We start from the raw sequence: 26,442 nt of genomic DNA, 5'->3' as shown, positions 1-26,442 counted from the left end.
GGGTATCGGTGTTCTCTGGATCGGTGATTACAGGTCGCCGTAACCCAGCGAACGCAGTGCACGCTCGTCGTCGGACCAGCCGCCCTTCACCTTGACCCACAGGTTGAGCATGATCTTGGAGTCGAACAGCAGCTCCATGTCCTTGCGCGCTTCGGTGCCGATGCGTTTGATGCGCTCGCCCTTGTCGCCAATGATGATCTTCTTCTGCCCGTCACGCTCAACGAGGATCAGCGCGTGAATGTGCAGGGTTTTGCCCTGCTGCTTGAACTCTTCGATCTCGACGGTGATCTGGTACGGCAGCTCGGCACCCATCTGGCGCATGATTTTCTCGCGCACCAGTTCGGCGGCAAGGAAACGGCTGCTGCGGTCGGTGATCTGGTCTTCCGGGAAGAAGTGATCGTTCTCCGGCAGATGATCGGCAATGACCTTTTCCAGCGCTTCGAGGTTATGCCCGTGCTGCGCGGAAATCGGGATGATCTGCGCGTTCGGCAGCTGTTCCTGCAACCACGACAGGTGCGGCATCAGCTCGGCCTTGTCTTCGATGCGGTCGGTCTTGTTCAGCGCAACGATCAGCGGGCCGGTCACGTACTGCACGCGCTCCAGGACCATCTGGTCTTCTTCGGTCCACTTGGTGCGGTCGACCACGAAGATCACCACGTCGACGTCTTTCAACGCCGCCGAAGCGGTCTTGTTCATGTAGCGGTTCAGGGCCTTTTCGCCACCCTTGTGCATGCCGGGGGTGTCGACGTAGATCGCCTGCACGTCACCCTCGGTCTTGATTCCGAGCATGTTGTGACGGGTGGTCTGCGGCTTGCGCGAGGTGATCGCCAGCTTCTGGCCAAGGATGTGGTTCAGCAGCGTCGACTTGCCGACGTTGGGACGGCCGACGATGGCAACGTAGCCACAGCGAGTTGCGTTTGTATCAGTCATTGCCATTCTCCACGCCCAGGGCAATCAGTGCTGCGGCGGCCGCTACCTGTTCGGCAATGCGACGGCTTACACCCTGACCCCGGCTTTTTTCATTCAGTAAGACCACTTCGCATTCGACGAAGAAGGTTCGGCAGTGCGGTTCACCCTGGATATCCACCACTTCGTAGCGTGGCAGTTCGCAACCACGCGATTGCAGATGTTCCTGCAGGCGGGTCTTGGGATCCTTGTTGGTGTCGACCAGCGTCAGGCCTTCGAACTCGCCAGCCAGCCAGGCCAGAACGCGTTCGCGCGCCATTTCCATGCCGGCGTCGAGATAGATCGCACCGATCAAGGCTTCGAGGGCATCGGCCAGAATCGACTCGCGACGGAAGCCGCCGCTTTTCAACTCACCGGACCCCAGTCGCAAGTAATCGCCAAGGTCAAAACCGCGCGCCAGTACGGCCAGCGTCTCACCTTTCACCAGGCGTGCGCGCAAACGCGACAACTGGCCTTCGCGGGCCAGCGGGAAGCGATCGAACAGCGCCTCGCCGGCGACGAAATTAAGGATGGCATCGCCGAGGAATTCCAGGCGTTCGTTGTTACGCCCGGCAAAGCTGCGGTGCGTGAGGGCCAGGAGCATCAGCTCCTGATCCTTGAAGGTGTAACCGAGCTGGCGCTCGAGACGGCTTAGAGAAACGCTCACGGTTTACCCACGCTGAGTTCGTGGCTGGATTCCACCGCCATCGCCGGGGTACGGCGCAGGCCTGGGACAATTAACGCTGTGTTCAAAAATGACGTCCTGAATATCGTGGCTTCATGCCCTGGCGCCGATTTGTGTCGACTCCAGAAATGCATTCGGCGCTGTGGTCAACAGCGCCGTGATTGATTACTTGATCAGGCCAACCCGCGAGAAATTCGGCAGGTGGCTGAGTTTCGGTTCCGGCCAGCTCATCCAGACAGCGAAGGCTTTGCCGACGATATTCTGGTCGGGAACCATGCCCAGCAGATCCTTGGGAATGTTCGGATCATCCCAGTAACGACTGTCGTTCGAGTTGTCGCGGTTGTCGCCCATCATGAAGTAGTGCCCGGCCGGCACTGTCCACGAACGGTCCGGGGTCGCGCGGTAGCGGCTCATTTCCTTGCGGATCAAGTGCTCGGCGGCACCGAGTTTTTCCTTGTAGAGCTCTGCGCTGCCCAGCGTGCCCGGCTCGGAGCCGACCAGTTGCTCGGCAATCGACTCGCCGTTGACGAGCAGACGCTTGTCAGCGGTGTAACGTACCGTGTCGCCCGGCAGGCCGACTACACGCTTGATGTAGTTGACGTTCGGGTCGCTTGGATAGCGGAACACCATGACATCGCCACGCTGTGGATCACCGACTTCGATGATTTTCTTGTCGATCACCGGCAGGCGGATCCCGTAAGAAAACTTGTTCACCAGAATGAAGTCGCCAACGTCCAGGGTAGGTTTCATCGAACCGGACGGGATCTGGAACGGTTCCACCAGGAACGAACGCAGCACCAGCACGATGAACAACACCGGGAAGAACGACTTGCCGTATTCAACCAGCAGCGGCTCTTTGTTCAGCTTTTCGACCACCACGGGTTCGGGCTGGCTGACACTGCCTTGATAAGAGGCAATGGCAGCACGCCGACGCGGCGCCAGGAACAGCAGATCGAGCAACGCCAACAGGCCGCAGACGAACACGGCGATGACCAGCAACAGCGGGAAATTTAGTGACATAGGACCTGACTATTCCAACCTGAGCACGGCAAGGAAGGCTTCTTGTGGAATTTCCACGTTGCCGACCTGCTTCATGCGTTTCTTACCGGCCTTTTGCTTCTCAAGCAGTTTCTTCTTACGGCTTACGTCACCGCCGTAGCATTTGGCCAATACGTTCTTTCTGAGCGCCTTGACGGTTGTCCGGGCGACGATCTGACCACCGATAGCGGCCTGGATCGCTACGTCGAACATCTGACGAGGAATCAGTTCTTTCATCTTCTCGGTCAACTGGCGACCTTTGAAGTGCGAGTTGTCACGGTGCACGATCAACGCCAGGGCATCGACCTTGTCACCGTTGATCAGCACGTCCAGTTTCACCAGATTAGCCGATTGGTAACGATCGAAATGGTAATCCAGCGAAGCATAGCCGCGGCTGGTGGATTTGAGACGGTCGAAGAAGTCCAGGACCACTTCGTTCATCGGCAGGTCGTAAGTGACCTGTACCTGATTGCCGAGGAACAGCATGTCGACTTGAACGCCGCGCTTCTCGATGCACAGGGTGATGACGTTGCCCAGGTGCTCCTGCGGCACGAGGATGTTGGCGCGCACGATCGGCTCGCGCATGTCCTCGATCGCCGAGACGTCTGGCAGCTTCGACGGGTTGTCGACGTAAATCGTTTCACCGGTTTTCAGCACCAGCTCGAAAATTACCGTCGGTGCCGTGGTGATCAGATCCAGGTCGTATTCGCGCTCGAGGCGCTCCTGGATGATCTCCATGTGCAGCATGCCGAGGAAGCCGCAACGGAAACCGAAGCCCAGGGCGTCGGAGCTTTCCGGGGTGTATTGCAGCGACGAGTCGTTGAGGGTCAGCTTCTGCAGGGCTTCGCGGAAGTCCTCGAAGTCGTCGGAGCTGACCGGGAACAGACCGGCGTAAACCTGTGGCTGGATGCGTTTGAAGCCGGGCAGTACCGGGACATCCGGGGTCGAACTCAGGGTCAGGGTGTCACCGACCGGTGCACCGTGAATGTCCTTGATGCTGGCGATGATGAAGCCCACTTCGCCGGCCTTCAGGTCAGCGGTGGCGGTGTGTTTCGGGTTGAACACACCGACGCTGTCGACCAGGTGCACCTTACCGGTGGACTTGACGAGGATTTTGTCGCCCTTCTTCACGCGGCCATGCCGCACACGCACCAGGGAGACAACGCCCAGGTAGTTGTCAAACCAGGAGTCGATGATCAGCGCTTGCAGCGGATCTTCGATATTGCCGGTCGGCGCAGGAATGGTGGCGACCAGACGCTCGAGCACTTCGTCGACACCCAGGCCCGTCTTGGCGCTGCAGGTGACGGCGTCGGTGGCGTCAATGCCGATGATCTTTTCGATCTCGTCTTTGACGCGATCAGGCTCGGCCTGTGGCAGGTCGATCTTGTTCAGCACCGGCATGACCTCGAGGCCCTGCTCGATGGCGGTGTAGCAGTTGGCCACGGACTGGGCTTCAACGCCCTGACCCGCGTCGACCACCAGCAAGGCACCTTCACACGCCGCCAGGGAACGGCTGACTTCGTAGGTGAAGTCGACGTGGCCCGGGGTGTCAATGAAGTTCAGCTGGTAGGTAACGCCGTCTTTGGCTTTGTAATAGAGGGTAACGCTGTGGGCCTTGATGGTGATCCCGCGTTCGCGCTCCAGATCCATGGAATCCAGTACCTGGGCTTCCATTTCACGCTCGGCCAGGCCACCGCACATCTGGATGAAACGGTCAGCCAGCGTCGACTTGCCATGGTCAATGTGGGCGATGATGGAGAAATTGCGGATATGACTCAAATCACTCACGGATCAACACTCAAAAAGGCTGCAGGCTTGGCCCGCCGAAAAATAGCCGGGAATTGTACCTGATACACGACGCAAGCGTCACGTTCGCCTGTCACCCGGATTGCATACGAAAACGCCCCGATCTGTCGACCGAGGCGTTTTCAAAGTCAAGGCACTGACAACAACAGGGCCATCAACCGGCCCGTCGCAGCAGCCAGACACCCGCCAGCCCACACACGCCGGCCGGCACCAGCACCGCGAACAGCGGCGAGAAACCGAATACCAGGCTTGAAGGCCCCAGCAGATCCTGAACGATGCGGAAGGTAAACCCGACCAGCACGCCGGTGAAGACCCGCTGGCCCAGGGTCACGGAACGCAACGGGCCAAAGATGAAGGAAATCGCCATCAGCACCAGGGCGGCGGTGACCAGCGGTTGCAACACCTTGACCCAAAATGCCAGCCAGTAACGACCGTTGCTCAGGCCCTGCTCGGCCAGATAGTGGATGTACCCCCACAGACCGCTGATTGACAGCGATTCAGGCGCCATCACTACGGTGCTGAGCAATTGCGGGCTCAGGGCAACATTCCAGCGTTCGGTCGGCGCATTCAGGACTTCAGTGCTGCGCTCATGAAACACAGTGGTCGCGACATCGGAGAGCTCCCAGTAAGTGCCGTCGAACTCGGCCTTTTTGGCAAAACTCGAACTCAGCAGATGACGTTCCTTGTCGAATTGATAACGGGTCACGCCATACAGCAGGCCGTTGGGTTGCACGGCGTTGATGTGGATGAACTCGTCACCCTGACGGTGCCACATACCGTGCTTGGCGCTCTGCGCGTCGCCACTGCCCTGGGCCAGCGAGCGGTTGGCCTGGGCCATGCTCTCGGTGGCCGGCGCAACGTATTCGCCGATCAGCACGCCCGCCAGCATCAGGACGAACATCGGTTTCATCACCGCCCAGACGATGCGCCCGATGGACACACCGGCCGCACGCATGACCGTCAGTTCGCTGCTGCTGGCCAGACTGCCGAGGCCGATCAGACAGCCGATCAACGCCGCCATCGGCAGCATTTCGTAGAGACGGCGTGGCGCGGTCAGCAATACAAAGCTCAGGACATCGACCAGCGTGTAGGTTTCGCTGACATCGCCCATCTCGTCGATGAAGGCGAACAGCGTCGCCAGGCCCAGAATGATAGCCAGCACGGCGATGATCGCCACGAACACACTGCTGCCGATGTAGCGGTCGAGTTTAACCACGAGCCACCTCCAGCGCAGCGGAACGACGGCTGGCCAGCTTCAGGCGCAGAGGTTCCCAGTACAACAGGCCGAGGCCAATGACCAGGAAGATCGCGTGCACCCACCACAAGCCCAAGGCCGGCGGGAACTTGCCCTTTTCAAGGGCGCCGCGAGCGGCAATCAGGATGGTCAGGTAAGCCATATAAAGAAGAATCGCCGGCAGCAGCTTGAGGAAACGCCCTTGACGCGGGTTGACGCGCGACAGCGGCACCGCCATCAGGGTCACGATAAAGACCAGCAGTGGCAGGGACAGGCGCCATTGCAGCTCGGCCCTCGAACGAATGTCATCGCTGCCCAGCAGAGTCGACGTCGCCATCGCATCGCGGTCTGTCACCTCTTCGCTGACTTCCGGTTTGGGCAACTGTACGCCGTAGGTTTCGTAGTGGATCGCCCGATAATCAGCCTGACCCGGGCTGCCGTCATAGCGGTAGCCATTGTCGAGGATCAGGTAACGGGTGCCATCCGGACGTGCTTCCTGACGACCCTTCTCGGCCACCAGCACGGAAATGCCGCGATCCTTCTGATCGGCACCGAGGTTTTTCTGCGAGATGAACACACTGCCGAGGTTGACGCGATCGTCGCTCAGGGTTTCGGTGTAGGTCACCCGGGTACCATCGCGCAAGGCCTGGAAGCGGCCCGGCTCGAGGGTATCGAATTCGGTCAGGGCGTCCTGCTTGTTCAGCAGCAACTGGAACTGGTTGGCGCCTTGCGGGGCCAGGCCCAGGCTCAGCCAGGCCACCACCAGCGCGACCAGCGTGGCCGGGAACAGGGTCATGCGAAACAGCTTCTGCTGGCTCATGCCGGTGGCCGAGAGCACGGTCATTTCGCTTTCCAGGTACAACCGACCGTAAGCCAGCAGGATCCCGAGGAACAGGCCCAGCGGCAGGATCAGCTGCAGGAAGCCCGGCAGGCGATAACCCATGATCAGGAACAGCGAGCCCGGATCGAGCTGGCCGGCAGCGGCCTGGGACAGGTATTTGATGAAGCGACCGCTCATGATGATGACCAGCAGCACGGCACTCACGGCGCTGAGGGTCAACAGGACTTCGCGGGACAGATAACGGAAGACGATCAAACCAGACACTCCAGGGTTGTCAGGCTAAGGCGGCCAAACAAGCAAACACTTCGACCGGCCCGCAACGCAGAGCCGTCGAAAAAAGATGCGGCATTATCCTGTGATTGAGGGCGCCTGTCACTGCGCACACTCATCCGCACGCGTAATACGTTGAAGATCGTACAACCGAGGGTTGTCAGGCGCGGGGAGCGAGGTTCAAACTGCGGCCCTTGTCGCAGGCTTTGGCCTGCGCCTCTTCTATCTATAAGCAGGCGGCTGCGGACACCGTCGAACGCCTGCGTGTTGACCATTCATTCAGGGATCCGGACATGGAACTGGTTGTAAAAAGCGTTAGCCCAGAAACGTTGAAAACCGCCACCCTGGTGGTTGCCGTCGGCGAAGGCCGCAAACTCGGCACCGCCGCCAGACAGGTCGACGAGTTGAGCGGTGGCGCGATCAGCGCCGTACTCAAGCGTGGCGATCTGGCCGGCAAGGTCGGCCAGAGCCTGCTGCTGCACAGCCTGCCGAACCTGAAAGCCGAGCGCGTGCTGCTGGTCGGCGTGGGCAAGGATGAAGAACTCGGCGACCGTCCGTTCCGCAAAATCGTAGCCGGCATCCTCAACACCCTCAAAGGCCTGGGCGGCAGCGATGCCGTGCTGGCGCTGGATGAAGTCATCGTGAAAAACCGCGACAGCTACGGCAAGACCCGTCTGCTGGCGGAAACCCTGGTGGACGGCAAATACACCTTCGACCAGTTCAAGAGCCAGAAAGCCGAACCGCGCGCCCTGAAGAAAATCACCCTGCTGACCATCAAGGCTGCTCAAGCCGAAGTGCAACGCGCCGTGAATCACGCCACCGCGATCGCCAACGGCATGGCCTTCACCCGTGATCTGGGTAACCTGCCGCCGAACATCTGCCACCCGACCTTCCTCGGTGAACAAGCCAAGAACCTCGGCAAGGAATTCAAGGATCTGAAAGTCGAAGTCCTCGACGAGAAGAAGATCAAATCCCTGGGCATGGGCTCGTTCTACGCCGTCGGCCAGGGCAGCGCCCAGCCGCCACGCCTGATCGTCATGCAGTACAACGGTGGCAAGAAGTCCGAGAAGCCATACGCACTGGTCGGTAAAGGCATCACTTTCGACACCGGCGGCATCAGCCTGAAGCCGGGGGCCGGCATGGACGAGATGAAATACGACATGGGCGGCGCCGCCAGCGTGTTCGGCACCCTGCGTGCCGTGCTTGAGCTGAAACTGCCGATCAACCTGGTGTGCATCCTCGCCTGCGCCGAAAACATGCCGAGCGGCAACGCTTCGCGTCCGGGCGACATCGTCACCACCATGAGCGGCCAGACCGTGGAAATCCTCAACACCGACGCCGAAGGCCGTCTGGTGCTGTGCGACGCGCTGACCTATTCCGAGCGCTTCAAGCCGCAAGCGGTGATCGACATTGCGACCCTGACCGGCGCCTGCGTCGTGGCACTGGGTGCACACACTTCCGGCCTGCTGGGCAACAACGACGAACTGATCGAGCAACTGCTCAGCGCCGGTAAAACCGCTGACGACCGCGCCTGGCAACTGCCGCTGTTCGACGAGTACCAAGAGCAACTGGACAGCCCGTTCGCCGACATCGCCAACATCGGCGGGCCGAAGGCCGGCACCATCACCGCCGCGTGCTTCCTGTCGCGCTTCACCAAGAACCTGAACTGGGCGCACCTGGACATCGCCGGCACCGCCTGGACCAGCGGCGGCAAGGACAAGGGCGCCACCGGCCGTCCGGTTCCACTGCTGACCCAGTACCTGCTGGACCGCGCCAAAGCCTGAAACCGATGACGTGCGGCGGCGTCACTGAACGGTGGCGCCGCCCGCACATCAGGAACCGTAATGACCAAAGTCGACTTTTATATCCTGCCCAGCGCCGATCCGTCCGCGCGCCTGGATTTTGCCTGCAAGCTCACCGAGAAAGCCTGGCGCATGGGCCACCGCATCTATCTGCATTGCAGCGATGTTGCCCAGCGTGATGATCTCGATGCGCGCCTGTGGGCGTTCAAGGGCGAAAGCTTCGTGCCGCACGGTCCCGCCGACAGCGAACCGGACGGCTTGATCGTATTGGGCCTGGGTGACGACTGCGGTCAACATCAGGACCTGCTGGTCAATCTCGACCTGAAAGTCCCGGCCTTCGCCAGCAAATTCGCCCGCGTGGCGGAGGTGGTGGTGGAAGATCCGACGATTCGCGCGGCGGCACGGGAGAGTTTCCGTTTCTACCGCGAACAGGGCTATCCTCTGCAAGACCACCGTTTACAGCGACTCTGAGTACGCCGATGGACACTCCAAAACCGCTGCAAAAGTCTGCGCACCTGCTGGACGATCTCGAATCGATCCGCCAGTTGCTCGGCGATGACAACCTGCAACCGCCGCTGCTGACCGATACGGTCGATGAAGGCGAACAGGAACAGATTCCGATGTTGTTCGACCCGGTCGTCAGCGAACCGCCAGCCGTCGAACCACCTCCCGCCCCCGTTGCACCCGCTGCACAACCTGCCGCGCCCGCTGCCAAAGGCCCGGACGCCCTGCTCCACCTGGACAGCGAACTGCGCGCCGCCGCGCAATTGATCATGCAAGACGTGATTGACGACTTCGCGCCGCACATCGAAACCGAAATCAAACGCCGCCTCGACGCGCGGATGGAGCGGCTGCTCGCCGCAGCTACGAGCGGCAAGCTTTAAGCTGCAAGCCAAAGCTAAAGCCCAAACGTACCTGCCACCCTCCTCTTGCAGCTTGCAGCTTGCGGTGGCTTGTAGCTTGCAGCTGTCCCCGCGGCTATACTTCCCGGCTTTTCCTGAATAAATGCCAATAGGGTCCCGCCGCGCATGGATAAGACCTACCAGCCGCACGCCATTGAAACTTCCTGGTACAACACCTGGGAGTCCGAGAACTATTTCGCACCGCAAGGCGCGGGCGATTCCTACACCATCATGATCCCGCCGCCGAACGTCACCGGCAGCCTGCACATGGGTCACGGTTTCAACAACGCGATCATGGACGCCCTGATCCGTTTCCGCCGCATGCAGGGTCGCAACACCCTGTGGCAGCCGGGCACCGACCACGCCGGTATCGCCACGCAGATGCTGGTGGAGCGTCAACTGGAAGCCACCGGCCAGAACCGTCATGACCTGGGCCGCGAAAAATTCCTCGAGAAAGTCTGGGAGTGGAAGGATCAGTCCGGTGGCAACATCAGCCGTCAGATCCGCCGCCTCGGTTCGTCCGTGGACTGGAGCCGCGAGCGCTTCACCATGGACGACGGTCTCTCGGAAGCGGTCAAAGAAGCCTTCGTGCGCCTGCACGAGGACGGCCTGATCTACCGCGGCAAGCGTCTGGTCAACTGGGACACCAAGCTGCACACGGCGATTTCCGACCTCGAAGTGGAAAACCACGACGAGAAAGGTTTCCTGTGGAACCTCAAGTACCCACTGGCCGACGGCGCGAAAACCGCTGAAGGCAACGATTTCCTGATCGTCGCGACCACCCGCCCGGAAACCATGCTCGGCGACTCCGCCGTCGCGGTTAACCCGAACGATGAGCGCTACAAAGCCCTGATCGGCAAGTTTGTCGAGCTGCCACTGCTTGGCCGCCGCATCCCGATCATCGCCGACGATTACTGCGACCCTGAATTCGGCACCGGCTGCGTGAAAATCACCCCGGCTCACGATTTCAACGACTACGAAGTCGGCAAGCGCCACAACCTGCCGTTGCTGAACATCTTCGACAAGAACGCCAACGTGCTGCCAGCGGCCCAGGTGTTCAACCTCGACGGCACGCTGAACGACAGCATCGACGGCAAGATCCCGGCTGAATTCGCCGGTCTCGAGCGTTTCGAAGCACGCAAGCAGATCGTGGCTGCGTTCGACGCCGCCGGCCTGCTGGTCAGCGTCAACGATCACGCGCTGAAAGTGCCGAAAGGCGATCGCTCCGGCACCATCATCGAGCCGTGGCTGACCGACCAGTGGTATGTGTCGACCAAACCGCTGGCCGAGCCAGCGATTGCTGCCGTTGAAGACGGTCGCATCCAGTTCGTGCCGAAACAGTACGAAAACATGTACTTCTCGTGGATGCGCGACATCCAGGACTGGTGCATCAGCCGTCAGCTGTGGTGGGGCCACCGGATTCCGGCCTGGTACGACGAGTCGGGCAAGGTCTACGTCGGTCGCGACGAAGCCGAAGTGCGTGCCAAGCACAACCTCGGCCCGGACGTTACGCTGCAACAGGACAACGACGTACTCGACACCTGGTTCAGTTCGGGCCTGTGGACCTTCTCGACGCTGGGCTGGCCGGAAAAGACCGAGTTCCTGAAGAAATTCCACTCCACCGACGTGCTGGTGACCGGTTTCGACATCATTTTCTTCTGGGTTGCCCGGATGATCATGCTGACCATGCACCTGATCAAGAACGAGGATGGCACCCCGCAGGTGCCGTTCAAGACCGTCTATGTACACGGTCTGGTGCGTGATGGTCAGGGCCAGAAGATGTCCAAGTCCAAGGGTAACGTCCTCGACCCGCTGGACATCATCGACGGTATTGAGCTTGAAGCGCTGGTGCAGAAACGCACCTCGGGCATGATGCAGCCGAAACTGGCGAAGAAGATCGAGAAGCAGACCCGCGACGAGTTCGCCGACGGCATCGCCAGCTACGGCACCGACGCCCTGCGCTTCACTTTCTGCTCGCTGGCTTCCACCGGTCGCGACATCAAGTTCGACATGGGCCGCGTCGAAGGCTATCGCAACTTCTGCAACAAGATCTGGAACGCCGCGCGTTATGTTCTGGACAAGGGCGAAGACTGCGGCCAGAACGGCGAAGCCTACGAGCTGTCGCTGGCGGATCGCTGGATCATCTCGCAACTGCAACGCACCGAAGCCGAAGTGACCCGTCAACTGGATCAGTTCCGTTTCGACCTCGCCGCGCAAGCGCTGTACGAATTCATCTGGAACCAATACTGCGACTGGTACCTGGAACTGTCCAAGCCAGTGCTGTGGGACGAGAACGCGCCGGTTGAACGTCAGCGCGGCACCCGCCGCACGCTGGTGCGCGTCCTGGAAGTAGCGCTGCGTCTGGCGCACCCGTTCATGCCGTTCATCACTGAAGAAATCTGGCAGCGCATCGCGCCGCTGGCCGGCATTCAGGGCAAGACGATCATGCTGCAAGCGTGGCCAATGGCCAACGAAGAGCGCATCGATCCGGCCGCCGAAGACGACATCGAATGGCTGAAAGGCCTGATGCTCGGCACGCGTAACATCCGTGGCGAAATGAACATCGGCCCGGGCAAGCCGCTGCCGATCTACCTGAAGAACGTCAGCGCTGAAGACCAGCGCCGTCTGACCGAGAACGAAGCGCTGCTGAAGAAGCTGGCGCGTCTGGAATCGATCACCGTTCTGAAGGCTGGCGAAGAAGCGCCGCTGTCCGCGACCGCACTGGTTGGCGAGATGGAAGTGCTGGTGCCAATGGCCGGCCTGATCGACAAGGGCGCCGAACTGGCGCGTCTGGACAAGGAAATCCTGCGTCTGCAGGGCGAAGTCCAGCGCGTTGGCGGCAAGCTGTCGAACGCCGGTTTCGTTGACAAGGCCCCAGCCGAAGTCATCGAGAAAGAACGCGCCAAACTGGCCGAGGCTGAACAGGCTTTGGGCAAACTGGCCGAGCAACACGCTCGGATTGCCAGCCTCTAACTGGTAAATCGCATTAAAAAGGCGCGCCACCCGATCGGGTGACGCGCCTTTTTTATTGTCTACTTTCCTTCATCCACTGCCAATCCCTGTGGAAGCGAGCTTGCTCGCGAAGAGGCCGTGTCAGGCGAAAGTGATGTTGACTGAGAGGACGCTTTCGCGAGCAAGCTCGCTCCCACAGAGATCGGTGGTGTTGCTGATATTGAGTTCGCAGCGGCTGGATGTGGGACAATACCCGCCACTTTCAGCCATACCCGAATCGACCACGCCCATGAACGCCCCCCGCACACCCAAACCTGCGCGCAAGAAGCCTGATTCCGCGACCCCGGCCAAGACCGTTGAGCCGCGTGAAAAGGCCAGCCTGCACCCGCGCAATCGCCATCAGGGTCGCTATGACTTCCCGGCGCTGATCAAAACCACGCCGGAACTGGCGAAGTTCGTGATCACCAACCCGTACGGCAAGGAAAGCATCGACTTCGCCAGTCCCGATGCGGTGCGCGTGTTCAACCGGGCGCTGCTCAAGGCGTTCTATGGCATCCAGCATTGGGACATTCCAGCGGACTACCTCTGCCCACCGGTGCCGGGCCGTGCCGATTATGTGCACTTTCTCGCAGATCTGCTGGCGAGCATGAACGACGGCAAGGTACCGCGCGGTGCCATCGTCAATGTGCTGGACATCGGCATGGGCGCCAACTGCGTGTACCCACTGATCGGCAACAGCGAATATCGCTGGCACTTCCTCGGCTCGGAAATCGACCCGACCGCCGTGGCAGCCGCCAGAGCCATCGTTCAGTCCAACGATCTGAGCAAAGTGATCCAGCTGCGCCAACAGGAAAACCGCAAGCACATCCTGATCGGCTTGCTGGAGCCGGGTGAGCGCTTTGACCTGACCATGTGCAATCCGCCGTTCCACGCTTCGATGGAAGAAGCGACCAAGGGCAGCGAGCGCAAGTGGCGCGCACTGGGCAAGGCTGATCCGAAACGCAAGCTGCCGGTGCTGAACTTCGGCGGTCAATCGGCCGAGCTGTGGTGTGAAGGCGGCGAAGCACGGTTCGTGACGCAATTGATCGCCGAGAGCGCGAACTTCCAGCACAAGGTGCTGTGGTTCAGCACGCTGGTGTCGAAAGCCTCGAACCTGCCTGCCATCGAGACCGCGCTGAAAAAGGCCGGCGTGCTGGAAAGCCAGGTGGTGGAAATGTCGCAGGGCCAGAAGCAGAGCCGCTTCGTGGCTTGGACCTTCCAGACCAAGTCCGAACAGCAGATCTGGCGCCGCGAGCGCTGGGTTCGCTAAACACCGCATCGCCGGACACAAATCAATTGTGGGAGCGAGCTTGCTCGCGAATGCGGCGCATCAGTCAATTCAACTCTGACTGACACACTGCCTTCGCGAGCAAGCTCGCTCCCACAATGGCTTATGGTGCTCAGGAGTCGGCCATCAAATCACAGGCACAAAAAAACCGTGCCCGGATCGCTCCGGTGCACGGTTTTTTTATCGCTGCGTCTTACTTGTTCACAGCGTCGGTCAGGCCTTTGGCCACAACCAGCTTGATCACTTTCTTGGCAGGGATTTCGATGGCAGCGCCAGTCGAAGGGTTACGGCCAGTGCGGGCAGGACGCTCGGTCACTTTCAGCTTGCCGATACCTGGCAAGGTGATTTCGCCGCCGTTTTCCAGCTGATCGGCAACGATTTGGCCCAGTTGGTCCAGAGCGTTACGCGCGGTGGTTTTCGGCGCGTCGATAGCTTCAGCGATGTCGGCGATCAGTTGGTCTTTAGTAAGAGCCATGTAGTGTTCCTTCCCTATCAAATTCATATGGATTGCAGAGTGCAGTGTCAGCCATCGAGCCCGATCTTCTGGATCTGGCACCCTCGGCGATAACCACGACGAGTCGGGGTTATAGATGCCGAAATCAGGGTTTGGTTCGACCTGACAAATGCTGAATGCACGCTTAACGCAGTGACTTCGCGTAAGACCGGGCAAAACTAGCACAGAGACGGGGAAATATCCGCCTCTAGCTACCCATTTGGTCAGGTTTATTGCGCTAAATCGGTAAAAAACTGCATAAGGGCCGCCGCCCGCCCCGGATTTGCCCTTCACCCCGCGCCAAAACCAGTGGTTGCGGTACACTGGGCGCTTTTTCGGGGGAGCCTGCCCTCCTCCCTTCCAACAGCCGAGAAGCCCATGCCGATCCGTCATTGCATCGTCCACCTGATCGACAAAAAACCCGACGGCACGCCCGCAGTTCTGCACGCCCGTGACACTGAACTGGCCGAATCCGCAGCCATCGAGAACATGCTCGCCGACCTCAACGAGAGCTATAACGCCAAACAGGGCAAAGCCTGGGGTTTGTTCCATCCGGAATCCGGCGCGTTCCCGTTCAGCGGCTGGCTGAAGGAATACATGGACGGCGGCAAGGACTTCACCGCCTTCAGCAAAGTCGCGGTCGAACACCTGCAAAAGCTGATGGAAGAATCGAACCTGTCGGTCGGTGGCCATGTGCTGTTCGCCCACTATCAGCAAGGCATGACCGATTACCTGGCCATCGCCCTGCTGCACCACAGTGAAGGCGTGGCAGTGACCGACGAGCTGGACGTGACCCCGTCGCGCCACCTCGACCTCGGCCAGTTGCACCTGGCGGCGCGAATCAACGTCTCCGAGTGGCAGAACAACAAGCAGTCCAAGCAGTACATCTCGTTCATCAAGGGCAAGAACGGCAAGAAGGTCTCGGAATACTTCCGCGACTTCATCGGCTGCCAGGAAGGCGTCGACGGCCCAGGCGAGACCCGCACCCTGCTCAAGGCCTTCAGTGACTTCGTCGAAAGCGAAGATCTGCCGGAAGACGCCGCCCGCGAGAAAACCAAAACCCTGGTGGACTACGCCAGCAGCCAGGCCAAACTCGGCGAGCCGATGGGCCTGGAAGAGCTCTCGGAGTTGATCGACGAAGAACGCCCGAAAGCCTTCTACGACCACATCCGCAACAAGGACTACGGCCTGTCGCCGGAGATTCCGGCAGACAAACGCACTCTCAACCAGTTCCGCCGCTTCACCGGTCGCGCCGAAGGCCTGTCGATCAGCTTTGAAGCACACCTGCTGGGCTCGAAGATCGAGTACGACGAAGAGGCTGGCACCCTGGTAATCAAGGGCCTGCCGACGTCGCTCACCGATCAACTGAAGCGCCGCAACTGATGCTCGGCAATGTGCTGAAGAAGGTTGCGCTGGTTCTGCTGGTGGTTGTGATCTATCAGAACTGGGGCAAGATCGAGCGGGTATTCAATCCGTCGCAAATGGTTTCGGAGCAGACCCGGGCGCAGGCCAATGTTGTGCTCTACGCCACCGACTGGTGTGGCTACTGCAAGCAGACCAAACGCTTTCTCGACAGCAAGGGGATTCCATTCAAGGAGTTCGATATCGAGAAGGATGCCGAGGCGCGCAAGGCGTACGAGGCATTGGGTGGACGCGGGATTCCGTTGATCGACGTGAATGGCACATTGATTCGCGGATTCGACCCGGATGAAATTCTGGCGGCTTTGAAGTAACGCACACCCCTGTGGCGAGGGAGCTTGCTCGCTCGCCACAGGGTCGGTCGCTGTTACTTGGCTTCGATGCGGAACCCGAAGCGCGGGAAGTGCACATGCACCACACCGCCACGCGGGTCTTCACGGCGCAGGATCAGCTCTTCACGCCCGGCAAACAGCAACTCGCCCACCACCGGATCCACCCCGTAGTCGATGGCGGCAATCGCCACTTGCTGCCCGGCCTTGAACCCGTTCGGGTCTGCAAACTGCTCATCCGGCAGCGCCGCCGGCGTCGAGCTACGCGCCACTTCCAGCGCCTCCTCGGCAGTCATCGCGCTTGCCGCACCATGACCGAAGCCCAGCACACGCCCGAGCCATGCCGCGACAGCCGGATAGTCATCGACCAACGGTGCGGTGACGTGCGTCGCCTTGAGGAACCACAGAGGATGCGCCAGGGCGAAGTCGGCAATCGACGGCTCGCCGAACAGGAAGTCACCCTGCTCGCGCTGCAACTGCTGCTCCAGGCGCGCCATGATCGTTGGCCACTGGTGCTTGGCCTGCTCGGCCGACAACCGGGTGGCGCTGCCGCCACTGAACAACCCGGCCCGATCAGCGATGAACGCCTTGATCGCTTCCGGCGGCAACTTGCCGAAACGCACCGCCACCGACTCCGGCTGGAACACCAGGCTGACGGCATGCTGGAAGACCACCGAATCAGCCCACGCTGCAAAACTGGCGCTGGTCATTTCCTGACCTTCCGGGAAAAATGCCGGCAGGGCTTTTTCCTGCTCCAGGCGACGCGCGATCAGCGAAGTGTCGCAGTAAATGTCGGCACCGATCTGCAGCACCGGGGTCTTGCGATAGCCACCGGTCAGGGCGGTCAGATCTGGCTTGGGCATTACCGGCGAGATGTGCACCGAACGCCAGGACAAGCCTTTGAACCCCAGCAGAAGGCGGGCCTTCTCGGCAAATGGAGAGGTCGGGTAATGATGGAGAATCAACTCGGACATGCTCGGCTCCGCCGCTCAGATAGTGAGTCGGCAGCTTAGCGCGCATTTGCTTAGCAGCCTACAGATCTGCCTGATGGGAACTGATCAGTCTGATTGATAAGACGCGACCAGGCATTCCTTGGCGCTCTTGCGCAGCTTTTTGATCAGCCGTTCCTGACGCAAGGCGTCACTCTTGTCGCGGCAACGCTCGGTGTAGACCAGTGCCATCGCCGGGCTGGAGAGGAAAAATCGTGCGCCTTTGCCGCTCTGATGTTTGGCAAAACGGCGCACCGGGTCGTCACTGATCCCGCAATACAACGAACCGTTGGCTGCGCGAACGAGATAGACGAACCAGGATTTGCTCACCGGTTCGGCAGTATCGACAGAATTTTCGCCAGGGCTGGTCACTTCGGGATCAAGACGTGTAGGAAACAGGCCGCGATCTTATCAGCGACGGGTCTGAAATGCCTTCAGCCCTTTCAACGCCTGCGCACGCACGGCGTTGCGTACCAAAGGCGTCCAGCCCAGCAGCAGGCCTTTGAAACCCAGGGCCTGGCGCGACCAGCGCCACAGGTCGAAATGATCATGATGCTCGCAGATCTTGCCGTCACGGAAGACGAAACGTGCCTGGATATCGTTGATCACCACGTTGCCGGTCTGACTGAACAGATACGTCGCCACCCAGTGCGCACCACCGCTGCGCTCATCGGCGCGGACATTGTCGAAGGTCAGCGAGAAGTCTTTGGCGCGGGTGGTGAGCATGCGCCACATGTCGCCGGCCTCGCGCCCGCGCAACTCGCCGAACGCCGGGTCGCTGAACACCACGTCATCGGTGTAACAGGCGGCCATGGCTTCGGCGTCGAGGCGCTGGAAGGCCTGGTAGAAACGGGTGATCAGGGCGGCGTGGGCTTCGCTCATGGGCAAACTCCAAAATAGGTACAGAGTGCCAGCACCATAATCTGCAATGCGCAGAAACACTATCGGCATTCGTAAACCGAATACCACGCACGATCTTCAAGGCGCCCCAAAAACTGTGGGAGCGAGCTTGCTCGCGAAGAGGTCGGCACATTCAACATGATCTTTGCCTGAACCACCGTCTTCGCGAGCAAGCTCGCTCCCACATTGGATATCATTGGCCCCAAAAAAGGGTTACGCGTCAGATTTTTTCGCTTTGCACTTGCACGTACAGCGCCCGCCCGGCGCCGAGGCCGGCGATGATCGCGCCTGTACCAATGATGCCAAAGATCCACCCCACCGCGTTCCAGCCACCGGTCCAGTCATGCACCACGCCGACCGCGAACGGGCCCATCGAGGCCAGGGTGTAGCCGAAGCCCTGGGACATGCTCGACAGGTTCGCCGCAACATGGGAATCGCGCGAGCGCAGCACGATCAACGTCAGGGCCAGGCTGAACGTACCGCCCTGCCCCAGTCCCAGCAGAATCGCCCAGCCCCACAGGCCGTCGATCGGCGCATACAGACAACCGAACAAACCACCGAGGGTCAGCGCCATCACGGTCACGATCGCCAGACGCTGATCCTTGCCGCGAGTCGCCAGCCACGGTGCCGCGAGGGAGCTGGCCAGTTGAATGATCACCGAACCGGACAACACCAGACCGGCCTGGGTCGGCGTCAGGCCACGACCGATCAGGATCGACGGCAACCAGCCAAACACGATGTAGGCCAGCGACGATTGCAGGCCCATGTACAAGGTCACCTGCCATGCCAGCGGATCACGCAGCAGACCGCGCACACGATAGGCAACATTGTGCGCACCGTGTTTCTGCCCGACTTGCGGCAACCAGAACACTGCCGCAACCAGCGCCGGAATCATCCAGAAACCCAGGCCCATCGCCCAACTGTGATCGAAATGCTCACTCAACGGCACGCTGGAACCCGCCGCCATCGCCGCGCCCAGACACAGCGCCATGGTGTAGACACCAGTCATGGTCCCGGCGTGCCTGGCAAAGTCGCGTTTGACGATGCCTGGCAGCAATACCCCGACAATACCAATGCTCGCGCCGCCCAATACACTGCCAGCAAACAGGCCGATCTCACCAAAGTTGCTGCGCAAAATGATGCCGCCGGCCAGCGTCAGCAGAATCCCCAACACCACCCGCTCGGCACCGAAGCGGCGCGCCAGAATCGGCGCGAGCGGTGCAAACAAACCGAGGCAGAGCACCGGCAACGTGGTCAGCAAACCGGCCTGAGCTGCCGACAAACCAAGGCTTTTCGACACGTCGCTGAGCAGCGGCGCCATGCTCGACAGCGCCGGACGCAGGTTCAGCGCCACCAGAATCAAGCCCAGCAGCAACAGCCATGGCCGGCGCACCAGCGGGTGGTTCTGCTGCACTTGTTCATCATCGGCCTCGGCGTCGATCAGCAGCTCTTCGAGTTCTGCCGTGCGCTTCGGGGTTGTGGATATCTCACTGCGTGACATGGACTTCTCGGTTTCAAGGTTCATTGATCAACTGCCTCGACAAGGCTTTGGCCCGTTCCGGATCGCGTTGCTCGACCGCATCGAGCAGCTCGATGTGCAAGTCGAACACTTCCTGACGGCGCGGGACGATGTTCAGGGTCTGGCGCAATTGCGCGCCGACGATGCTGGAGAAATAGCGATACAGCTCGCTGAGGGTCGGGTTGTGCGCGGCGTCGACCAGACGGCGGTGGAACACCAGATCGCAAGCGATGTAGGTGTCGAGATCGCCGTGGTAGTGGCTGCCGCTGGTGCCAAGCGCCTCACGTAATGCGACGAGGTCCTCGTCGGTACGGCGCAACGCCGCCAGGCCGATGGCCTCGACTTCGAGGATATGTCGGGTTTCCCGTGCCTGATCGAGCGAGCAGCGCGACAAGGCTTTGAGCGTGTCGAGCGGATCAACCACGACGCGCAAGTAACTGCCATCGCCCTGACGAATCTCGATCAATCCGGAAAACGCCAGCACGCGCATGGCTTCGCGCACGGTGTTGCGGCTGATGCCCAGCTCGGCACACAGCTCCGGCTCGGTCGGCAGACGCTCGCCGACCTTCCAGGCACCGCTGTTGATGCGCTGGCGGAGTTGATCCAGGGCCTGATCGACCAAGGATCGTTTGATAAGTGGAGAAATGTCTGACATAGGATTCGCCCTTTCATCCAATCATAGGATGAATTTTCTGACATGTTAGTCAGACCCGTGTAGGACGGCAACCACCTAGGGTCAATCGGAGACACATGGAGCGGCATTTTCGATTGGTCAAAATTACCCTTTAAGGGTAATTTCAGGGACAGGGTTTTGGTTTCTTATGGAAAAGAACACACCCCATTACGACTTGGCGGTAGTGAAGCAAGAGGTCATCAGACGGGGCGCTAAAGCCTTTACAGGAAGCGCGATGAGCTCGGGCAAGGGAATGGGGTTAAACCTCAAACATATGCAGCAAGCCATCTGCTCGCTGGATCGTCGAATGTTCTACAAGTCCATGACTAGCTACACCAACCACCGACACTGGCAGGACGTTTACCATATTGGATATCACGACTTGGAGTTGTATATCAAAATCACCTACTGCCCCAACGGCGGTCCTCCCGTGATCTCTTTCAAGGAGAAGAATTTATGAATACACGGCAATGCATGAGCTGTGGTACTCAAGAGGCGATGCAACATTTCGAACGTCGCAGTTTGACTGTCAACTACAAGAACGTTTCACGTTGGGTGCACGACATTGCAGGGTGGGAATGCGCAGCCTGCGGCGAGATCATTTTTGATAACGATACTGACAGCGCCGAACGTTATTCCGACGCCGGCGATAAATTGCTCGAAGAGTGCTTCCACGTAATGGGCGCCGAGATGAAACGCATCCGCCGCAAATTGCATCTCACCCAAAAAGAAGCAGTTAAATTGCTATCCGGTGGAGGTCACAACGCTTTTTCCCGCTACGAACGCGGCGAGCTTCCGCCGCCTCAACCGTTGTTCAGCCTTATGCGCGTGCTGGATCGTCACCCTCATCTGCTCGCCGAAATACACGCGATGAACGAAGGCAGTGACTTGCGGCGATTGCTCGCCGCGCGCTTCCCGGAACAGGAGACGGCACCGGTGCCCTGACAAAATCCGGTAAAAATAAACCCGGAGCTCGGTCCGGGTTTATTTCAGAACGTAGGTCAGATCAATGCAAAATCTGACTCAAAAACAACTTCGTCCGATCATTCTGCGGATTATCGAAGAAGTCATTCGGCGCCGCCTGTTCAACGATTTCGCCCTTGTCCATGAAGATCACGCGGTTGGCCACGGTGCGGGCGAAGCCCATTTCGTGGGTCACGCAGAGCATGGTCATGCCGTCTTCAGCCAGACCGATCATGGTGTCGAGCACTTCTTTCACCATTTCCGGGTCGAGCGCCGAGGTCGGTTCGTCGAACAGCATGATTTTCGGCTTCATGCACAGCGCACGGGCAATCGCCACACGCTGTTGCTGACCACCGGACAGTTGCCCCGGAAACTTGTGCGCCTGCTCTGGAATGCGTACGCGCTCCAGGTAATGCATGGCGATTTCCTCGGCCTTGCGCTTGGGCATCTTGCGCACCCACATTGGCGCCAGAGTGCAGTTCTGCAAAATGGTCAGGTGCGGGAACAGGTTGAAGTGCTGGAACACCATGCCGACTTCGCGGCGGATCGCTTCGATCTGCTTGAGGTCGTTGGTCAGTTCCACGCCGTCGACGACGATGCGGCCCTGCTGGTGTTCTTCCAGACGATTGAGGCAGCGGATGGTGGTCGACTTGCCGGAACCCGATGGGCCGCACAGGACGATACGCTCGCCCTGTTTGACGTTGAGGTTGATGTCTTTCAGCACGTGGAACTGGCCGTACCACTTGTTGACGCCCTGCATCTGAATAATGCCTTCAGGACCTACAGGCTTTTTGATTGCTTCACTCATTTACAGAACTCCTAACGCTTGTGGCCAGTGTCGAGCTTGCGTTCCAGATGCATGGAATAGCGCGACATACCAAAACAGAAAATCCAGAACACCAGGGCGGCGAACACGTAGCCTTCGGTGGCCATGCCCAGCCATTTCGGATCGGCAGCGGCTTGCTTGACGCTGTTGAGCAGGTCAAACAGGCCGATGATGATCACCAGACTGGTGTCCTTGAACAGCGCAATGAAGGTGTTGACGATGCCGGGAATCACCAGCTTCAGGGCTTGCGGCAGAATCACCAGGCCCATCGCACGCCAGTAGCCGAGGCCCATCGCCGCAGCCGCTTCGTACTGACCTTTCGGGATCGCTTGCAGACCGCCGCGCACCACCTCGGCCACATAGGCCGACTGGAACAGAATCACGCCGATCAGCGCCCGCAGCAGTTTGTCGAAGTTCATGCCTTCGGGCAGGAACAGCGGCAGCATCACCGAGGACATGAACAGCACCGTGATCAACGGCACGCCGCGCCAGAATTCGATGAAGGTCACGCAGACCACACGAATCGCCGGCATGTTCGAACGACGCCCCAGCGCCAGCACAATCCCCAGTGGCAAGGCCCCGGCGATACCGACCGTGGCGATCACCAGGGTCAGCATCAAACCGCCCCACTGGCTGGTCGCCACATTGCTCAGACCGAAACCGCCGTGCAGCAGGATGTAGGCAATGATCGGGTACAGCACCAGGAAGCTCAGCCCGTACACCGCTTTACGCGGGAAGCGCGAGATGAACAGTGGCGCCACGCCGATCACCGCCAGCCACACGGTCAGGTCCACGCGCCAGCGCAGTTCCGTCGGGTAGTAGCCGTACATGAACTGACCAAAACGCTGCTGAATGAAAACCCAGCAGGCGCCGTCCTTGGTGCAATCGGCGCGAGTGGTGCCGACCCAGTTGGCATCGAGAATCGCCCAACTGAGAATCGGAGGAACCACCAGATAGATCAGGTAGAACGCGAACAGCGTCAGCAGGGTGTTGAGCCAGCTGGAGAACATGTTCGCGCGCATCCATGCCACCACACCAATGCTGCTGCTCGGTGGGGGCATGTCGGGTTTGAAAGTATGAGTACTCATGCGCTTTTCCTTACCGCTCGATCAGCGCAATGCGCTTGTTGTACCAGTTCATCAGCAGGGAAATGCTGATACTGATCGCCAGGTAAACGCTCATGGTGATGGCAATCACCTCGATCGCCTGACCGGTCTGGTTGAGCACGGTGCCGGCGAACAGCGAAACCATTTCCGGGTAACCGATACCGGCCGCCAGGGACGAGTTTTTCGCCAGGTTCAGGTATTGGCTGGTCAGTGGCGGAATGATCACGCGCAGGGCTTGCGGGATGATCACCTTGCGCAGGGTCGGACCGTTGCGCAGGCCGAGGGAGCGTGCCGCTTCGGTCTGGCCGTGGCTGACCGACTTGATCCCGGAACGCACGATCTCGGCGATGAACGCCGCGGTGTACACAGTCAGGGCCAGCGTCAGGGCGAGCAGTTCCGGGATCAACACCCAGCCACCGACGAAGTTGAAGCCTTGCAGCTTCGGCATCTCCCAGTGCAGCGGGGCGCCGAAGATCAGCGCGCACAAGGCCGGGATCACCAGCATGATCGCCAGCCCCGTCCAGAACTTGTGGAACGGCACGCCGGTTTCTTCGAAGCGTTTGTTGGCCCAGCGGCACATCAGGACCGTGGCGATGATGGCCACGACGATGCTGATCACGAACGCCCAGAAACCGTCGGCTGCCAGTGCGGCCGGCATGTTCAGGCCACGGCTGCTGACGAAGAAGGTGTCGCCGAAGTTGTGACTGTTGCGCGGCCCCGGCATGGTCAGGAACACCGCGAAATACCAGAACAGGATTTGCAGCAGCGGCGGAATGTTGCGGAACACTTCCACATACACGGTCGCCAGTTTGCTGATGATCCAGTTCTGCGACAGCCGCGCCACACCGATGATGAACCCGAGGATCGTCGCCAGGATCACGCCGATCACGGTCACCAGCAACGTGTTGAGCAGACCGATGACAAACACCCGGGCATAACTGTCCGCTTCGGTGTAGTCGATCAGGTGTTGAGCGATGCCGAACCCGGCACTGCGCTCCAGAAAGCCGAAACCGGAGGTAATGCCCCGGTGCTGAAGGTTGGTTTGCGTGTTGTCGAACAGGTACCAGCCCAGCGAGACCACCGCCACAACGGTGATGATCTGGAAGAGCCACGCACGCACTCGTGGATCGCTGAGGCTGAGCCTCTGCTTTGGTGCGCCGATTGAATTTTGCATGAAGTGCCCCGGAAGAAATGGAACAAGAACATCACCCGGCGGTTGGCCCGCCGGGCGATAGAACCATTAGCGCACTGGTGGTGCGTACTGAATGCCGCCGTTGTTCCACAGGGCGTTCAGGCCACGGTCGATTTCCAGCGGCGTGCTCTTGCCGAGGTTTTTCTCGAAGATTTCACCGTAGTTGCCGACTTGCTTGACGATCTGCACAACCCAGTCTTTCGGCAGTTTCAGATCTTTACCGTATTCACCGTCAGCGCCGAGCATCCGCGCGACGTCCGGGTTCTTGGTCGACTTGGCTTCGGCTTCGACGTTCTTCGAAGTGATGCCGGCTTCTTCAGCGTTGAGCAGCGCGTAGCCAACCCAGCGCACGATGGCCAGCCACTCGTCGTCGCCGTTACGCACGACCGGGCCCAGCGGTTCTTTGGAAATGGTTTCCGGCAGAACCACGTAGTCCTTCGGCGAGGCCAGCTTGGAGCGCTGGGCGAAGAGTTGGGATTTGTCCGAGGTCAGCACGTCGCAACGACCGGATTCCAGCGACTTGGCGCTTTCATCGGAGGTGTCGAAGGTGATCGGGGTGTATTTCAGACCGTTGCCACGGAAGTAGTCGGAAACGTTCAGTTCGGTGGTGGTACCGGCCTGGATGCAGATGGTTGCACCGTCCAGTTCCTTGGCACTCTTCACGCCCAGCTTGTTGTTTACCAGGAAGCCGATGCCATCGTAGTAGGTGATGAAGCCCGGGAATTTCAGGCCCATGCCTGCGTCACGCGAGCTGGTCATGGTGGTGTTGCGCGACAGGATGTCGATCTCGCCCGATTGCAGCGCGGTGAAGCGCTCCTTGGCGTTCAACTGACTGAACTTGACCTTGGTCGCGTCGCCGAATACCGCAGCGGCCACGGCACGGCAGACGTCAGCGTCGATGCCGAGGATCTTGCCGGTTGCGTCCGGAACCGAGAAGCCCGGCAGACCGTCGCTCACGCCACACTGCACGAAACCCTTCTTCTGCACGGCATCCAGGGTTGCACCCGCCTGAGCGAACCCGCTGACGCCGAGCACTGTTGCTGCAGTCACGATCGCCAGAGTGGATTTCAACATCTTCATTCAAACCTCCAGTTTTGCTCTTGTTGTGTCGGAGCTTGAGTCCAGTCGCACCCTTTTGAGGCGTTGTTGACCCGTGTTGGCTTTTTTTGGGGTCAACCGACGTAAGACCTTCGCTATGAGTCTAGTAGGAGAAAATCCACATCATGGACAACTCACTTCTCACCAATCGGCCGAACGGGCTGTAGCCCTTTCACGTTCGCTAAGCCCGTAGTGGCCATTGGCGAACATCCATCACCGGATTCGTTGCAATCCCGTCGCAAGTCGTACACTGATAGTGTTACCGCCGCGCGCAGGATGCTTCGTACAGAGTCCTCCAAAGCAAAGCCCGTACCACACCGCTTGCTTAAGCGATTGCGCGACAGGTCAATAGCAAAACTTGTAGCCTTGCGACATCTTCTTAACGGATCGACCGGACGCGCACGCAAATCACGCACTCAATGAGCGCGCCCGCACACTATTGGAGCAGCCATGACCGAGCCCCTTATTCTTGAACCCGTCAAGCCCGCAGACGCCTGCGTTATCTGGCTGCACGGCCTCGGCGCTGATCGTTACGACTTCCTGCCAGTGGCCGAAGCCCTGCAGGAAACCTTGCTGAGCACTCGCTTCGTTCTGCCGCAGGCGCCAACCCTGCCCGTCACCATCAATGGCGGTTATGCAATGCCGAGCTGGTACGACATAAAGGCCATGAGCCCGGCGCGGGCGATTGACCGCGAGCAACTGGAAGAATCGTCAGATCGCATCGTCAAACTGATCGACGTGCAGCGAGCTAGCGGAATAGACGCCTCGCGGATTTTCCTTGCCGGTTTTTCCCAGGGTGGCGCCGTAGTGCTGCACACCGCTTTCAGGAAATGGGAAGGCCCGCTGGGTGGCGTCCTTGCCCTCTCCACGTATGCCCCGACCTTTACCGACGAGATGGAGTTTTCAGCCAGTCAGCAGCGCATTCCCGCTCTGTGCCTGCACGGCCAGTTCGATAACGTGGTGCAGAACTCGATGGGGCGCAGTGCCTATGAGCATTTGGTGAAGCATGGTGTCACCGTGACATGGCAGGAATACCCAATGGAGCACGAAGTGTTACCCGAAGAAATTCGCGATATCGGCATCTGGCTGAGCGAGCACCTGCGCTGATTCGGCCGCTTGGCGGACCGCTTTGA

General features: G+C 59.8%; 26 protein-coding genes. 10 read left to right on the top strand and 16 right to left on the bottom strand.

What is annotated here, in order from left to right; translation table 11 throughout:
- Positions 1-27 precede the first annotated feature (27 nt).
- The 6 genes from era to lptF form a co-directional block, all read right to left on the bottom strand.
- A complete protein-coding gene (gene era / locus ACXX9E_RS10705; protein ID WP_064586098.1) occupies positions 28-930 on the bottom strand; it encodes a GTPase Era in 903 nt (300 codons plus the stop codon).
- Positions 923-1,612: a ribonuclease III gene (gene rnc, locus ACXX9E_RS10700; protein WP_123464899.1), complete on the bottom strand. Its 690-nt coding sequence runs from the start codon at positions 1,610-1,612 to the stop codon at positions 923-925. The genes era and rnc overlap by 8 nt, the downstream gene beginning before the upstream one ends.
- A gap of 183 nt (positions 1,613-1,795) precedes the next feature.
- Complete coding sequence (gene lepB, locus ACXX9E_RS10695; protein WP_123464897.1) at positions 1,796-2,650, bottom strand: signal peptidase I; 855 nt, start codon at positions 2,648-2,650, stop codon at positions 1,796-1,798.
- A 9-nt stretch (positions 2,651-2,659) separates the two neighbouring features.
- Positions 2,660-4,456, bottom strand: a complete 1,797-nt coding sequence (gene lepA, locus ACXX9E_RS10690) for a translation elongation factor 4 (protein ID WP_085608162.1) — start codon at positions 4,454-4,456, stop codon at positions 2,660-2,662.
- A gap of 172 nt (positions 4,457-4,628) precedes the next feature.
- Positions 4,629-5,690 carry an LPS export ABC transporter permease LptG gene (gene lptG, locus ACXX9E_RS10685; RefSeq protein ID WP_128613869.1) on the bottom strand — a complete coding sequence of 354 codons (1,062 nt, stop codon included), beginning with the start codon at positions 5,688-5,690 and terminating at the stop codon, positions 4,629-4,631.
- Positions 5,683-6,804, bottom strand: coding sequence for an LPS export ABC transporter permease LptF (lptF, locus tag ACXX9E_RS10680; RefSeq protein ID WP_186745467.1), 1,122 nt, complete (start codon positions 6,802-6,804; stop codon positions 5,683-5,685). Before lptF ends, lptG begins: the two co-directional genes overlap by 8 nt.
- A 308-nt stretch (positions 6,805-7,112) precedes the next feature.
- Between lptF and ACXX9E_RS10675 the strand changes: the two genes are divergently transcribed.
- The 5 genes from ACXX9E_RS10675 (at position 7,113) to rlmF (ending at position 13,784) form a co-directional block, all read left to right on the top strand.
- On the top strand, positions 7,113-8,603 hold the full coding sequence (locus ACXX9E_RS10675; protein ID WP_123464891.1) for a leucyl aminopeptidase: 1,491 nt from the start codon (positions 7,113-7,115) through the stop codon (positions 8,601-8,603).
- Positions 8,604-8,663: 60 nt separating this feature from the next.
- On the top strand, positions 8,664-9,092 hold the full coding sequence (locus tag ACXX9E_RS10670; protein WP_123464889.1) for a DNA polymerase III subunit chi: 429 nt from the start codon (positions 8,664-8,666) through the stop codon (positions 9,090-9,092).
- Positions 9,093-9,100: 8 nt separating this feature from the next.
- Complete coding sequence (locus ACXX9E_RS10665) at positions 9,101-9,505, top strand: DNA polymerase III subunit chi (protein WP_128614613.1); 405 nt, start codon at positions 9,101-9,103, stop codon at positions 9,503-9,505.
- Positions 9,506-9,649: 144 nt separating this feature from the next.
- Positions 9,650-12,496, top strand: coding sequence for a valine--tRNA ligase (locus ACXX9E_RS10660; protein ID WP_458555408.1), 2,847 nt, complete (start codon positions 9,650-9,652; stop codon positions 12,494-12,496).
- Between the two features lie 268 nt (positions 12,497-12,764).
- Positions 12,765-13,784, top strand: coding sequence for a 23S rRNA (adenine(1618)-N(6))-methyltransferase RlmF (rlmF, locus tag ACXX9E_RS10655; RefSeq protein WP_123464883.1), 1,020 nt, complete (start codon positions 12,765-12,767; stop codon positions 13,782-13,784).
- 211 nt (positions 13,785-13,995) lie between these two features.
- Here rlmF and ACXX9E_RS10650 read toward each other — a convergent pair whose 3' ends face one another.
- Positions 13,996-14,277 carry an HU family DNA-binding protein gene (locus ACXX9E_RS10650; RefSeq protein WP_003221909.1) on the bottom strand — a complete coding sequence of 94 codons (282 nt, stop codon included), beginning with the start codon at positions 14,275-14,277 and terminating at the stop codon, positions 13,996-13,998.
- A gap of 396 nt (positions 14,278-14,673) precedes the next feature.
- On the opposite strand from ACXX9E_RS10650, the gene yejK reads away from it, so the two are divergent.
- Entirely contained in the window at positions 14,674-15,678 is a 1,005-nt protein-coding gene (yejK, locus tag ACXX9E_RS10645) for a nucleoid-associated protein YejK (protein ID WP_123464881.1), read from the top strand.
- Positions 15,678-16,028 carry a glutaredoxin family protein gene (locus tag ACXX9E_RS10640; RefSeq protein ID WP_222833603.1) on the top strand — a complete coding sequence of 117 codons (351 nt, stop codon included), beginning with the start codon at positions 15,678-15,680 and terminating at the stop codon, positions 16,026-16,028. The genes yejK and ACXX9E_RS10640 overlap by 1 nt, the downstream gene beginning before the upstream one ends.
- Positions 16,029-16,081: 53 nt before the next feature.
- Here the strand turns inward: ACXX9E_RS10640 and ACXX9E_RS10635 are convergent, their stop codons facing one another.
- The 5 genes from ACXX9E_RS10635 to ACXX9E_RS10615 form a co-directional block, all read right to left on the bottom strand.
- Positions 16,082-17,017 carry a glutathione S-transferase family protein gene (locus ACXX9E_RS10635; protein WP_458555407.1) on the bottom strand — a complete coding sequence of 312 codons (936 nt, stop codon included), beginning with the start codon at positions 17,015-17,017 and terminating at the stop codon, positions 16,082-16,084.
- Between the two features lie 84 nt (positions 17,018-17,101).
- A complete protein-coding gene (locus ACXX9E_RS10630) occupies positions 17,102-17,404 on the bottom strand; it encodes a GIY-YIG nuclease family protein (protein ID WP_123464875.1) in 303 nt (100 codons plus the stop codon).
- A 39-nt stretch (positions 17,405-17,443) separates the two neighbouring features.
- On the bottom strand, positions 17,444-17,914 hold the full coding sequence (locus ACXX9E_RS10625) for a nuclear transport factor 2 family protein (RefSeq protein WP_458555406.1): 471 nt from the start codon (positions 17,912-17,914) through the stop codon (positions 17,444-17,446).
- Between the two features lie 238 nt (positions 17,915-18,152).
- On the bottom strand, positions 18,153-19,457 hold the full coding sequence (locus tag ACXX9E_RS10620; protein WP_458555405.1) for a CynX/NimT family MFS transporter: 1,305 nt from the start codon (positions 19,455-19,457) through the stop codon (positions 18,153-18,155).
- Positions 19,447-20,106 carry a FadR/GntR family transcriptional regulator gene (locus ACXX9E_RS10615; RefSeq protein ID WP_458555404.1) on the bottom strand — a complete coding sequence of 220 codons (660 nt, stop codon included), beginning with the start codon at positions 20,104-20,106 and terminating at the stop codon, positions 19,447-19,449. The genes ACXX9E_RS10620 and ACXX9E_RS10615 overlap by 11 nt, the downstream gene beginning before the upstream one ends.
- A gap of 166 nt (positions 20,107-20,272) precedes the next feature.
- On the opposite strand from ACXX9E_RS10615, the gene ACXX9E_RS10610 reads away from it, so the two are divergent.
- Positions 20,273-20,584 carry a type II toxin-antitoxin system MqsR family toxin gene (locus ACXX9E_RS10610; RefSeq protein ID WP_222833605.1) on the top strand — a complete coding sequence of 104 codons (312 nt, stop codon included), beginning with the start codon at positions 20,273-20,275 and terminating at the stop codon, positions 20,582-20,584.
- Positions 20,581-21,069, top strand: a complete 489-nt coding sequence (locus ACXX9E_RS10605) for a type II toxin-antitoxin system MqsA family antitoxin (RefSeq protein ID WP_222833606.1) — start codon at positions 20,581-20,583, stop codon at positions 21,067-21,069. The genes ACXX9E_RS10610 and ACXX9E_RS10605 overlap by 4 nt, the downstream gene beginning before the upstream one ends.
- Before the next feature lie 61 nt (positions 21,070-21,130).
- Here ACXX9E_RS10605 and ACXX9E_RS10600 read toward each other — a convergent pair whose 3' ends face one another.
- From ACXX9E_RS10600 to ACXX9E_RS10585, 4 genes are all read right to left on the bottom strand, one after another.
- Positions 21,131-21,895 carry an amino acid ABC transporter ATP-binding protein gene (locus ACXX9E_RS10600; protein WP_003221897.1) on the bottom strand — a complete coding sequence of 255 codons (765 nt, stop codon included), beginning with the start codon at positions 21,893-21,895 and terminating at the stop codon, positions 21,131-21,133.
- An 11-nt stretch (positions 21,896-21,906) separates the two neighbouring features.
- On the bottom strand, positions 21,907-23,001 hold the full coding sequence (locus tag ACXX9E_RS10595) for an amino acid ABC transporter permease (RefSeq protein ID WP_322376404.1): 1,095 nt from the start codon (positions 22,999-23,001) through the stop codon (positions 21,907-21,909).
- 10 nt (positions 23,002-23,011) lie between these two features.
- Positions 23,012-24,193, bottom strand: a complete 1,182-nt coding sequence (locus tag ACXX9E_RS10590) for an amino acid ABC transporter permease (RefSeq protein WP_123464863.1) — start codon at positions 24,191-24,193, stop codon at positions 23,012-23,014.
- 66 nt (positions 24,194-24,259) lie between these two features.
- Entirely contained in the window at positions 24,260-25,291 is a 1,032-nt protein-coding gene (locus ACXX9E_RS10585; RefSeq protein WP_095050968.1) for an amino acid ABC transporter substrate-binding protein, read from the bottom strand.
- A 468-nt stretch (positions 25,292-25,759) separates the two neighbouring features.
- Between ACXX9E_RS10585 and ACXX9E_RS10580 the strand changes: the two genes are divergently transcribed.
- Complete coding sequence (locus tag ACXX9E_RS10580) at positions 25,760-26,416, top strand: alpha/beta hydrolase (RefSeq protein WP_123464861.1); 657 nt, start codon at positions 25,760-25,762, stop codon at positions 26,414-26,416.
- The last annotated feature ends 26 nt before the right edge of the window (positions 26,417-26,442 follow it).

Source organism: Pseudomonas sp. GNP014 (genome assembly GCF_054344005.1).
The sequence above is the reverse complement of the archived record's forward strand: the minus strand, read 5'-3'. Positions and strand labels throughout refer to the sequence as shown.